We start from the raw sequence: 10,815 nt of genomic DNA on the forward strand, positions 1-10,815 counted from the left end.
CAATCGTTTCACCTTTATAAATAAATTTTCCCATTACTAGTACCTCCTATAATAATCTCTCTACATCTTCAACTTGAAATTCATCCATGTACTTTTCTAGTTCGTCATGAATTTTATTAATCAAATACTCTTCCACATCTTGTAAATCAGTGTGTTTGTGGACTGTAGCTTTGACTTTTGCGGTAAACGTAGCTTTTACTTTGAATTGCATTTCTACGTCGTCATAGTCGATATTCAATTAATCTACCTCCTCGATTTCCATAATGATTTTAGCTTCATCACCGTATTGCTTTAAGGTTCTTACATCTACAATCTGGCCATCATCTTTCCACAAGTGCTTATTACCGGCATCTAAAACAGTTTTCATCAAATTATCTACATCAGGTTTTGTACCCTTATACTTACCGACCATTGCCAAGCGTTTTTTCTTACTCCAACTTTCAGGTGGTGTAAAAATAAATTTCAACGTTACGATCACGCTATTTTCCATCATAAGTTTAGGCATCTGCTTTTGTATAAAAGCTTTATGCGCCGTATAAGTTGCAGGCATATAGGTTTGTACAAATTTTCCTCTATTCGCAAATCTCGGTCTTGGTGAACCGATAGGTGCTTTATGTGTTTCGTTGAATTTAATTTCTATTTCCATAAGACACCTCTATTTGACGCACGCCGGGCGTATATGCTCTTTTCATCTGTTCCCTATCTATTTGTTTCTTTAATTTATAAGGGTCGCCGTTTGCTTTATCTATGTGGTACTGAGCATATACTGGACTACATCCTAATATTTCAATGATATTCTCTTTGGTTAACATCACCATGAGTTTCTCTCCCTGTAATCATCACCTAACATCCGTACTGTTCTCGCATTGTGTTTCATACGTGAGTTGATACGTTGCCAGTTCATGTTTTGATTTAATTCTTTATCACTGAAATTAGTAGTAAAGATATTGTTTTTTCCTGTGCGGTTATCGACAATACTGAATAACTTGTTTAATGTGTGTTCTGTATTTTCAACACCAACATCATCAAGCACAAGCAGATCAATACTACTTAATAATTTGACTAGTTCATCTGTCGTTTCTATTGACTCTCGGTTATACGTCGCCTTTATTCGTTCCATTAACATCGGTATATGCATAAATGCCACTGAATACCCTTCTTTTTTAACTGCTTTTGCTATCGCATATGCTAAATGACTTTTTCCAGTACCGTATGAACCTTGAAGTATTAATGATTTAGGGTTATCAGTAGAAAAGGTTTTAACATATTCAATAGCTGTACTCTTTGCTTTCTCTTGGTCCTTATTTTTAGGTTTATAGTTACGTACTGTAGCATCTTTAATTGATGCATTTACTGTAGATTGCCTAAAAATTCGATTAACAGCTTTTTGTTTGCGTTGCTTTTCTGCTAGCTTGCCCGCCTCAATCATCTTGCATTCACAACCATCTCTGAATTCATAACCACTTTCAAACTGGTGTAGGTCGTACTTGTTCCCGCATTTTTCGCAATAAAGACCATACTCAATATTTGCAGCCTCATATTTCTTAAGCTTTTTCTTCAGTTGAAGATTAAATAATTTTCTCATTTGGTTTCACTCCTAATCCCAATAACTAGGATCGTATTTCATTCTTTCTAGTTGATCCATTCCATTAGGTACTGTTTCTTGTGTAAAGTCGTTTAGATAACTTTCTTGGCCTAAGAATGTTTTAGGGTACTTTTGATATTGTTTGTTAGTGATTGTTTTTAGATATTCTCTAGTACCGTTCATAATTGTTTCGAAATCATGTTTTTTAAGTGCTGACTTGAATAATGATGCAGCTTTCTTCTTATCAAGCTTTTTATCATAGAGTTGCCACCACTCCTCAAATTGCTCACGCGTAACGTCAGTTGCGCTATTGTTATTTATACTTGTAGTATTATTATTTATAGTATTATTACTTGTAATATTCTCTTTATCATTTGTGTTAATAGGGGTATTATCATTTGTGTTAATAGGGGTATTATCATTTGTGTTAATAGGTATTATCACATTTGATAAGGGGTACATTCTTCGTTGTTTGATTTCCTTACCGCTTTTAATAAAATCTATCTTCAAATAACCTAATTCTTTAAGATTTGCGATACGTCTTGATACAGTTACTTTAGATACTTCATATAATCTTGAAAAATAACCATTACTAGCGCTGCAATATCCATTTTTGTTACTCAATGCTGTAATCTCTGCAAACAACAGCTTCTCACTGTCAGTAAGTCTGTTGTCGTATCTGACATTGGCAGTTATAATAGCGTAATAACTAGGTGTTTCAGTCATCCGCTTTTCCTCCTTTCAACATTTTATTAAGCCGATCATCGACTTTTATCCAACTGTTCTCTAAGTGGTATTTCTTATCGAAAGTGTCTACACCTATGTTGTGCTGCTCTGAATGATGTTCTCTACATAACGCCAACACTTCATATCCGTAATGATTCATTGTCTTACGGTTCTTTCCTCTGCCTATTGCATAATGGTGTGCAAGGTCTGAATGAGGTTTTAAGCATATTACACAGTTACGGTTGACTGTAGCCCAGTACAAGAAGGATTTATCTTGTTTAAGCAGGTCACTTGTTTTATAAGTTAATGGAATATTGTTATAAAATATCCAATCAAGCGTAACCTCTATGATTTGGTTTGCTTGGGTACGTGTACAGTCGCTTAATGAGAGGCGTTTTTCATACCCATAGAGGACTTCTACGTAATCCATGAACAAATACCTCATATAGTCTCGGGGTTGCCCTGTGTGGCTCTCTATATCGTTACATAAAGCGAATATTTTCCTGCGTTGTTTGCCAGTGATAGAATTTGGATCTATCACTGAACAATCAACATCAATAGGTTGGTTTACATCTAGCAGTTCTATAGCTTGTTCTGGTATTTCTACATTTGTAACAACTACATCATACGAACCATTATTATTTGGTTTATATTTAATGATTTTTGACACTTATATCATTCCAATCAGAACGGAAGATCATCATCACTTATATCAGGCCCATTCGCATTAGCAAACTGATTATTACTATCGTTCATACTTGGTTTACTTGATTGCTCACTGCCTTCGTTTTTTTCATTCTCTTTAATACCAACCTTTTCATAAATTGGTGTGCCGTCGAATTTCCAAAAACGTTTTAATGCTGTGTTCCATTTTTCTGTATAGTCATTATATTTACGTTCAAGTTCAATATTGATTGGTTTACCAATTACATCTCTTTCAGTAAAGCTGAATTGACCGTTGTTATCTTGAATTCCTATTGCTTTTAAGAATGTGTATAACCAGTTTTTAGCGAAATCATTTGACGTATCACCATTAGCGTAATGAGTAAATTCGCCCTCTTCTTTATGCGTGAATGTGATTGCTAATTGAGGATGTCCATTCTTGCTTTCTTTACGTTCAAAGTTTTTAATCTTTACACTGTATTGACCTGGTTGCATATAGTTACCTAATTCTTGTGCACCTTGTAAATTTAAATTGAATTTCATATTTAATTACCGTCCTTTATTTTTAATTTCCGTTTTGCGCCATATCTACAATTTTTGAAATTGACGCATCTTTGATTTTTGGATTATTGATTGTTATTTCGGGCTTATGCCTAACCTTTGTTGTATATAAATTAGAAGGTTCCACTGAAAACACATAATCATGAGTGGTATTTCCATTTTCATCAGTATGATCATCAATAAATGTATGACCTATAATGTCGAATTGAGTTACTAAATTATTGTGTATTGCAGCTTGTACTTCTATTGAAATCCTAGGATTGATAATGTTTCCGTTTTCGTCCTTATCTTCTGTATTTAATCCTTCATGACCTGTAAGGACAACATGGAAACCCATTTCATTTTTGACTTTTAATAAGTGCCTAATTGAATTAACAATTAATTTAGAAGTTTCACCATAATCTTGTATTCTAGCTTTTGGTACATTGTTTTTTTGTAGAACGTGCGCAAGCGTTATATCTCTTAATTTTTGAGCTGTTTCAATAACTACGACGTCTACGGGTACTCCTTTAGATCTTGCTGCTTTTATAATTTTTTCAATATTCGCTACTGTATTTCTAAAAGCGTTGTAACTATCAACTTTTTTAACAAAACCTTTTTTAGTAACTTGAGTACCATCTTCATGTACATCGATAATAAAAGCGTTATTTTCTCTAGTAGCTAAAGTTGTCTTGCCAGTTCCCGACTTTCCATAAGCCATAATTGAGTAAAATTTTTGGGTATCTTCGTTGATTTCCTCAATGCCTAGTTGTTGTAAAATGTCTTGTTCTTCACTCATCTAATCACCAAGCTTTCAGTCACTTTAAGTTCAGCACCTGGCACTTCTTTGCCTGCTTTCAAATCGTCTGTCAGTTGCTTAGCATTTAGCTTAGGCGCTTGAGATAACCAGTATTCTTTAGGGATTAGCTTTTCATCTGTAACTGATTTACTCGGTGCATTTCGCTTCTTAAATACATAGTTTTTAGAAGTGCGATAATTGTCTAATTCTTGAACTTCCAACATCTCCTGAAGGTAGCCTTTCAATTTATCAGCTAGGTTCAGTTTCTGTTTTTTTAGAGTTTGCAGACGCTTGATTTCTTTGTTTATAATTTCAACATCGCCTTCTGCTGAGCGCTTGAGTCCGATAATGTTATCAACTTTAGTGTCCATATCAGCTTTAATTGCATCTAATGTGTCCTTAATATCTTCAAATGAATAACCTTCATCCATTTTGTCTAAAACTTCTTTGTAGCCTTCGGATAAGTTATATAAACTGGCCATATTTATCCCCACCCTTTCGAAAAGTAAGCCATGATTTTATCGAGTTCATCTGTCTGTTCTTCGATAAATGTATATACATCTTGTTTAATAATTTCTTCTGCAGTTTCAATATCTGATAAACTGGCGACTGCTGTTTTTGTGACGTAAACATTACTTACAGTCGAAATTAAAATACTGATATGATCATCTTCTCTTGCGATTTCTCTCATAAACTCAAAGCCGTCTACCTTGAATTTATGGCGCACTACTGCACCTTGTTCAAAATACATTTGATTATCCCTCCACTTTTTGATATTGTAGAGGCTGAAAAAACTGATGTAATTTTCAACCTCTACTCTGACTGTTAGCAATTGCCCTTGCTAGCAGTCTTTTTTGATGCCGAAAAAGTCATTCGGTGTAATATCTAAGTAGTCGCATATTTTCAATATTGTTGTTGCACTAGGATGTTGAGTTGTTTCATCTCTCAAGCCAATTAGCGTTGATTTTGAAATGCCAGTATCTTCGTGAACCTTTCTTAATTTAATTTTTCTTTCTGCCAGAATGACTCTGAATCTGTTTTTCATAGTATTACCTCCTAATATTTGATAGTAAATAACGTAATATACTCTTCTCCGTCATCGACTGCTTCTTCTGTTCCATCTTCTTCGAAGTACCAGACGTCAAAGAACAGAAAAACTGCTAATGATAAAAGCAATGACCACGCTGCTGATATAATGAAATCTTGTGTGATAAATGTCAGGACGGCTGTGCTTGCAAAGCAAAACAAATAGGTCAACCAAAAACTTTTCATTTTTTCACCTTTCTAAAATTCATCTCTATATTTACGTAAAAACTCATATGCTTTCGGACCGTCAAACGACCAGTTGCGTTTGTTTCCTTTCGGATAACTCGCAATGCCTTCACTTTCTAAAATCTTTCTGAACTTAGGATTGAATAGAATCTTGTCATCCACACTGTTGTTTGATTTGAATGGCGAATGATCAATAAATTCTTTTTTAGACCATGTTGCTTTCTGCTGGTTCATCAACAACTGTGAGTGAATATCTTTTTCAATCAATACATATTCTTCTGGGATGTTGATTTGCACACTGAGTGATTGTGTCATTTGTGTATGCTCCTTTCTGGTATACTCCTTATATAAGGAGGTGATTTTATGGATTGGAATGAATTTGAAAAGTTTTTTAGAAAAGTAACAAATGAAATAGATGAACAATTCGATCCTAACAGTGAGTACTTCAAAAATACTGTTGACCAACTAAAAGCAAATTCGAATGGTCAATTCTCAGATGAGTATATCTATTTACTTGCATTACATGAATGTTCTAAAAAACATAACGAAACACTTATTTACAGTGTTGTTCATAAGTTTTTAAAAGAAGAATAGAATCTTTCACTCTTCCTTTATCAATAGGTAAAACAATACTAGTTTCCTCATTCTGCTCACTGCCATGAGTAGTTTGAGGTTTTTTATTTTCTTCTTCCATGTTGCTTCCTCCTTAATTCCGCTCGATTGTGGGTAGGATGTTGTTATCTTTAAGCAAGTCGTAAATAAACAATCTGCCCTTTTGCGTCCATTTAGTATTCATACGTACTGATGTGCTACCGTCTTTATGTTCAATTTCTGTAGTTGATGAATGTGTATAGCCTTTATCGTGTAAGTTTGAATAAAGTAACCATTGTCCTGATTGCTTGTATTGAACTTTCAATTCATGCAGCAACTTGTTTAATGCTTGAGCTGACATACCATAGTCCTTTGCAATCTGACCTACTGTCACTAAACTTTTGTTGTTTAAAATCGTGTCTAAGTAAGACGCTTTGGGTTCATATTCAGCAATCTTTTGTTTTTGCATGTTGTTTTCAAGTTGTAACTGTTGTTTCTCTTTCTGCTCTTCAATCCACAATTCAGCACGCTTAACTGGATCATCTATCATATAACTTGCGATAGGCTGTGAGATTTGTCGTTCCATTTCATTAAATTTATTAATGTACGCCATTTTAAAATCGTTGTGACCTTGAATATTGAACATATATAAAATGAAACCGTCTTTAGTTAAGAGATATTCCTTCTGTTTACGTCCACGTGAATCTTTATAGTTACTAGGAACAATTAATGCACTCACATTTGAGGACATTAAAATTTGTTCTAGATCACGTTTTACATTGTCATGTCTTCTTTTCAACTCATTAGCTACTACTCGACTAGAAACGACTGCTCCTAATTCCGAATTGTTTTCAATTTTGATTTCTTGTAATGCTTGCACGTGGTTTCCTCCTTATTCGAAATCTTCATTAGATAAATTTGAAAGACGCTTTTTGTATAGATGTAAATACATATCTTTGAAGTATCTGTAAATCTTTGCAGCCTCTTCAAATTCACGTTCACTTAAATCAGAATTTCTGCTAACACCAAAAACTGCTAAAGTTAATTTTCTGATAAGCTCATGGATATTATCGTCATTCACTTTTCCGTTAAAGTACTTGTGAAAGTAATTGTTGCTATCACATAGATATTTCTTTAAAGCTAATGGTCTATAATGTCGGCCTCTATATGGAGGTTTTATAAACTTTGTAAAATTAAAGTCTTCATTGATGTTTGCGATATCGTCTTCTGTAATTCTTACTTCATTAAAAATTGAGATTGGTTTAATTGTTTTCTTACCGTCCAACCTTTTACTTACTTCACGTTCTACAATTTCAATCAATTCTTGTTTTGTTAATGTGATTTGCTCCATTGTTTCCTCCTATTAAGTTGTTTGACGTTGTTTTGTCGTGTTTTCACGACTTGGATTTAAAAAATATATATCTGCACTGATATCTAAGTACAGGCAAATCTTTCTAACTTCAGTCATGGAGAAATCGTTACCGTTTGTTCTATTGAGTTTTTTATTCACTGTAGTCCTGTTTACATCAAGCAACTCAGCTAAATCTTTGTTTTTAATCCCTCTTTCTATTAACAAACCTTTTAATTTGTTGTAAGCGTTCATTGTTTCACCTCTTTCTTTGTAGTGTTTTCACGACTTATCTATTATATTACACGTTAGTGTTACTTATTGCAACACCTTTTGTCGTATTTTTAAAACTTTTTTTATCTTTACCTATATATGTGTTGTAAATAAGCAACACTTAGTGTATATTAAAATTACACAGAAAAGAAAAGTAAGGAGTGAAAACAAATGACTTTCGGAGATAGAATAAGAAAATTAAGAAAACAAAAAGGTTTAACATTACAACAACTTAGTGATGATTTACATGACCAGTTTCCTGCCAAAGATAAAAAGAATAGTTTTACAAAAGGTAAATTATCCAACTGGGAAAATAATAAATCCGAACCAATAGCTAAAACCGTATCACAATTAGCTACTTATTTTGGTGTCAGCATGGATTACTTAATCGGCTTAGAAGATGATATTGTACCTTTAGAAAATATTAATAATTATTATAAAGTTCCCTATTACGGTAAAGTATCGGCAGGAAATTTCGAAACTGTAGAATTAGAACATAAGGATTTTGAAATTCCAGATATTGCATTCAAAGGACGTAAACCAAGCGAATGTATCGCCTTACAAATCAATGGAGACAGTATGAATAAAATCCTTGCAAATGGTTCATACATAGTCGTACACGATTATAGAATCAATCAAGATTATAAATTAAATAGTAATGATATTTTAGTATTGCGTATTGGTGGAGAATACACTGTAAAACGCGTTAGACGTACCGAAACAAAGTTGCATTTAGATCCAGTAAGTTATTCGGACGAATTTAAAACGAATTCATTTGATTTAGAATCTGTGGATGAAATAGAGGTAATTGGAAAAGTGATTTATAACTATCAAATATTTGAGTAAAGTTGAATTACCTGCTTTAAAAGCTAGTTTATAAACCATTGCTTCTGGTATGAAATCGCCTTTCCCAACTTCTTGGGAAAGATATTTTCTTAAATATTTATTGAAGGAGAAACAAAAATGAAAATCAAACTATTAGGAACATTAGCACTATCATCTGTATTATTACTCACAGCATGTGGGCAAGAAGAAGAAAAGAAAGAGAAAGACAATAAAACAGAAACAACTAAGAAAGAAGAGCAAAAGAAAACGGATGAAACACAAACATACGAAGATGTACAAAATAATAATCAACAAGAAACAAATAATAATATTTCTGCTCAAGATGCAGAACAAATTGTTTCGAATTATTATATAAATAGAGGTTCTAATGGTCTGCAAGCTTTTGAATTCAAAACAAATATGGCCAGAAGTAATGATAATGAGTATTACGTTGAACACCTTGTTCGAGATGCTGCTGGAACACCTGTAAAATTTTGTGCTGTTGTTAATAGAAGAACAGGAGTAGTTGTTGATAGATTTAATGATATGAGCGAAGAAGAAATGGCAGAATTTGAGGAATTCAAAAAAAGGAGCCCTAAATACCGTAGCTCTGATGAAAAGGAAAATACCGAACAAGAGAATTCTCAACCTGTGGAACAACAAGAAGAAGCTAATAACCCTGATATAGAGCAATCTAAAAATGAAGAAAGTAGCATGAATACACCTTCTGATGAAGAAATCAAAGAATGATAGAGTCAGCAGAGCTCACCACACAGTTTACAATCAGCATCATCTCAGCCCCCCTCCACTCTGGAGTGAAAAATAAGTTAATAAGGAGATCAACTTTGAAAAACACAATCAACATTAAATCAAATAGATAGAGCCATAGTGAAACAATTTACTAACATTAAACTTGAATAGTTGCTGATTTCCTGTTAATATAATTATAGATTAATCCTTGAAAAAGAGGACTTTACATTATATCAACCCTTGAAAGAGAGGGCTCACAGGAAGTGCACTTGTACTTCCTGTTTTTTTATACATTTTTTCAGGGTACACCACCGTACCCTTATTATTTTTTTACCTTTTTTGAGGAGGAATGCATTATGCGAATGAGACAATACGAAAAAGGCAAATGGCAATATGAATTTAAATATAATAACAAACGCTACCGTAAAAAAGGATTCCGTACTAAAAAAGAAGCTGAATACGCAGGTATAGAGAAGTTGAATGAATTACAACAAGGCTATTCCCCTGATAACACTTTGACATTACATCAATACTTAACGCAGTGGGTTATTACCTATAAACGTAACTCAGTATCAAAATCAACGTACGGAGGTTATAAAAGTAATTTAAAAATATTAAAATCATTCAAAATAGCGGATATACCGATAGCAAAATTGACACGTCTTGATGTTCAGAATTTTCTTACTGCGTACACAGAGACACGTAGTCAAGTAACTGGTAGAAAAATGCGATCATTACTTAAAACCTCATTAGATGATGCAGTGTATGACGGGTTAATCAAGCGTAATCCTGTATATAGAATTACATTCAAAGCAGGTAATGAACCTAAAAAAGAAACAGACAAATTTATAAGTATTGAAGAATATAAACGGTTAAAAAATAAACTGATGCAAAGTAATAAAAGAATGGATTTGATTTTATTTATCATGATCTGCACAGGTTGTCGTGTGAGCGGTGCAATCAATATGAAATCGAGTTATATCGGTAAAGACCTTTATATTGATGAGCAGAAAACTGATTCTTCCCCACGCTATGTGGACGTAGCAAAAGAAGATATGCAGCATATCAGAAAAGTGATTGCTACATGGGCTATCAGTATGGACGGTTATATTTTTAAAGATAGAGGAATACTTCCAAGAGTAAAAAGAGTGAATGCAAGACTTGGAGAGTTATGCGAAGAATTGGATATAAAAAAGATAACTACTCATGCGCTGCGTCATACACACTGTAGTTATCTATTATCACAAGGTGTTTCTATTCAATATATCAGTAAACGTTTAGGACACAAAAATATGCGTATCACATTGGAAGTGTACTCTCATTTATTAGAGGAGCAATTTGACGAAGAGAATAACCAAGCAATTGAGGTTTTAGGGACTCTTTAGGGACTTAACCCCTATCAACTCGCGTGGTTACAACCATGATTTTTGCCTTGTGAGAATA

Annotated in this window: 19 protein-coding genes and 2 pseudogenes; 4 read left to right on the forward strand and 17 right to left on the reverse strand. The window is 33.5% G+C overall.

Annotation, left to right across the window (positions count from 1 at the left end):
- Window positions 1–46: 46 nt before the first annotated feature.
- The 12 genes from HMPREF2603_RS08790 to HMPREF2603_RS08850 form a co-directional block, all read right to left on the reverse strand.
- Window positions 47–238, reverse strand: a complete 192-nt coding sequence (locus HMPREF2603_RS08790) for a hypothetical protein (protein ID WP_070468934.1) — start codon at window positions 236–238, stop codon at window positions 47–49.
- On the reverse strand, window positions 239–646 hold the full coding sequence (locus tag HMPREF2603_RS08795; RefSeq protein WP_070502058.1) for a RusA family crossover junction endodeoxyribonuclease: 408 nt from the start codon (window positions 644–646) through the stop codon (window positions 239–241).
- Window positions 630–818, reverse strand: a complete 189-nt coding sequence (locus tag HMPREF2603_RS13505) for a hypothetical protein (RefSeq protein WP_060804509.1) — start codon at window positions 816–818, stop codon at window positions 630–632. The genes HMPREF2603_RS08795 and HMPREF2603_RS13505 overlap by 17 nt, the downstream gene beginning before the upstream one ends.
- Window positions 812–1,585 carry an ATP-binding protein gene (locus HMPREF2603_RS08805; protein ID WP_060804512.1) on the reverse strand — a complete coding sequence of 258 codons (774 nt, stop codon included), beginning with the start codon at window positions 1,583–1,585 and terminating at the stop codon, window positions 812–814. Before HMPREF2603_RS08805 ends, HMPREF2603_RS13505 begins: the two co-directional genes overlap by 7 nt.
- A gap of 12 nt (window positions 1,586–1,597) precedes the next feature.
- Window positions 1,598–2,311 (reverse strand): helix-turn-helix domain-containing protein, encoded by a 714-nt coding sequence (locus HMPREF2603_RS08810; protein ID WP_070502060.1) that lies wholly within the window; start codon window positions 2,309–2,311, stop codon window positions 1,598–1,600.
- On the reverse strand, window positions 2,304–2,981 hold the full coding sequence (locus HMPREF2603_RS08815; RefSeq protein WP_070502063.1) for a putative HNHc nuclease: 678 nt from the start codon (window positions 2,979–2,981) through the stop codon (window positions 2,304–2,306). The genes HMPREF2603_RS08810 and HMPREF2603_RS08815 overlap by 8 nt, the downstream gene beginning before the upstream one ends.
- 14 nt (window positions 2,982–2,995) lie before the next feature.
- Window positions 2,996–3,517: a single stranded DNA-binding domain-containing protein gene (locus tag HMPREF2603_RS08820; protein WP_002480777.1), complete on the reverse strand. Its 522-nt coding sequence runs from the start codon at window positions 3,515–3,517 to the stop codon at window positions 2,996–2,998.
- A gap of 22 nt (window positions 3,518–3,539) precedes the next feature.
- A complete protein-coding gene (locus HMPREF2603_RS08825) occupies window positions 3,540–4,313 on the reverse strand; it encodes an AAA family ATPase (protein WP_060803547.1) in 774 nt (257 codons plus the stop codon).
- The gene (locus HMPREF2603_RS08830; protein WP_060803546.1) at window positions 4,310–4,795 is read right to left on the reverse strand and encodes a siphovirus Gp157 family protein; all 486 of its coding nucleotides are present in this window, start codon (window positions 4,793–4,795) and stop codon (window positions 4,310–4,312) included. The genes HMPREF2603_RS08825 and HMPREF2603_RS08830 overlap by 4 nt, the downstream gene beginning before the upstream one ends.
- A 2-nt stretch (window positions 4,796–4,797) precedes the next feature.
- A complete protein-coding gene (locus HMPREF2603_RS08835) occupies window positions 4,798–5,064 on the reverse strand; it encodes a DUF1108 family protein (RefSeq protein WP_060803545.1) in 267 nt (88 codons plus the stop codon).
- Window positions 5,065–5,154: 90 nt separating this feature from the next.
- On the reverse strand, window positions 5,155–5,358 hold the full coding sequence (locus HMPREF2603_RS08840; RefSeq protein WP_060803544.1) for a helix-turn-helix domain-containing protein: 204 nt from the start codon (window positions 5,356–5,358) through the stop codon (window positions 5,155–5,157).
- A gap of 239 nt (window positions 5,359–5,597) precedes the next feature.
- Window positions 5,598–5,900 (reverse strand): DUF771 domain-containing protein, encoded by a 303-nt coding sequence (locus HMPREF2603_RS08850; RefSeq protein WP_060803542.1) that lies wholly within the window; start codon window positions 5,898–5,900, stop codon window positions 5,598–5,600.
- A gap of 48 nt (window positions 5,901–5,948) precedes the next feature.
- Here HMPREF2603_RS08850 and HMPREF2603_RS08855 point away from each other — a divergent pair, with 48 nt between their 5' ends.
- A complete protein-coding gene (locus HMPREF2603_RS08855; protein ID WP_015978143.1) occupies window positions 5,949–6,179 on the forward strand; it encodes a hypothetical protein in 231 nt (76 codons plus the stop codon).
- Here the strand turns inward: HMPREF2603_RS08855 and HMPREF2603_RS13390 are convergent.
- The 4 genes from HMPREF2603_RS13390 to HMPREF2603_RS08870 are packed head-to-tail and all read right to left on the reverse strand — an operon-like array spanning window position 6,139 to window position 7,779.
- Window positions 6,139–6,279 (reverse strand): hypothetical protein, encoded by a 141-nt coding sequence (locus HMPREF2603_RS13390; RefSeq protein ID WP_015978164.1) that lies wholly within the window; start codon window positions 6,277–6,279, stop codon window positions 6,139–6,141. The two genes, HMPREF2603_RS08855 and HMPREF2603_RS13390, sit on opposite strands and share 41 nt — an antisense overlap.
- A 12-nt stretch (window positions 6,280–6,291) precedes the next feature.
- The gene (locus tag HMPREF2603_RS08860; RefSeq protein ID WP_060803540.1) at window positions 6,292–7,056 is read right to left on the reverse strand and encodes a phage antirepressor KilAC domain-containing protein; all 765 of its coding nucleotides are present in this window, start codon (window positions 7,054–7,056) and stop codon (window positions 6,292–6,294) included.
- A gap of 12 nt (window positions 7,057–7,068) precedes the next feature.
- Window positions 7,069–7,527 carry a hypothetical protein gene (locus HMPREF2603_RS08865; protein ID WP_060803539.1) on the reverse strand — a complete coding sequence of 153 codons (459 nt, stop codon included), beginning with the start codon at window positions 7,525–7,527 and terminating at the stop codon, window positions 7,069–7,071.
- A gap of 12 nt (window positions 7,528–7,539) precedes the next feature.
- The gene (locus HMPREF2603_RS08870) at window positions 7,540–7,779 is read right to left on the reverse strand and encodes a helix-turn-helix domain-containing protein (RefSeq protein ID WP_060803538.1); all 240 of its coding nucleotides are present in this window, start codon (window positions 7,777–7,779) and stop codon (window positions 7,540–7,542) included.
- Between the two features lie 189 nt (window positions 7,780–7,968).
- On the opposite strand from HMPREF2603_RS08870, the gene HMPREF2603_RS08875 reads away from it, so the two are divergent.
- A complete protein-coding gene (locus HMPREF2603_RS08875) occupies window positions 7,969–8,643 on the forward strand; it encodes an XRE family transcriptional regulator (RefSeq protein WP_060803537.1) in 675 nt (224 codons plus the stop codon).
- On the opposite strand, the pseudogene HMPREF2603_RS13235 reads toward HMPREF2603_RS08875, so the two are convergent.
- A pseudogene (locus tag HMPREF2603_RS13235) lies at window positions 8,632–8,751 on the reverse strand (phage antirepressor Ant); the annotation flags it as partial. The gene HMPREF2603_RS08875 and the pseudogene HMPREF2603_RS13235 overlap by 12 nt on opposite strands.
- Window positions 8,752–8,760: 9 nt before the next feature.
- On the opposite strand from HMPREF2603_RS13235, the pseudogene HMPREF2603_RS13045 reads away from it, so the two are divergent.
- A pseudogene (locus HMPREF2603_RS13045) lies at window positions 8,761–9,300 on the forward strand (hypothetical protein); the annotation flags it as partial.
- A gap of 428 nt (window positions 9,301–9,728) precedes the next feature.
- Window positions 9,729–10,757 carry a site-specific integrase gene (locus HMPREF2603_RS08885; RefSeq protein WP_070502065.1) on the forward strand — a complete coding sequence of 343 codons (1,029 nt, stop codon included), beginning with the start codon at window positions 9,729–9,731 and terminating at the stop codon, window positions 10,755–10,757.
- Window positions 10,758–10,815: the final 58 nt, after the last annotated feature.

The sequence above is a fragment of the Staphylococcus sp. HMSC055C03 genome (genome assembly GCF_001809385.1).
In the GTDB taxonomy this organism is placed as follows: domain Bacteria; phylum Bacillota; class Bacilli; order Staphylococcales; family Staphylococcaceae; genus Staphylococcus; species Staphylococcus simulans.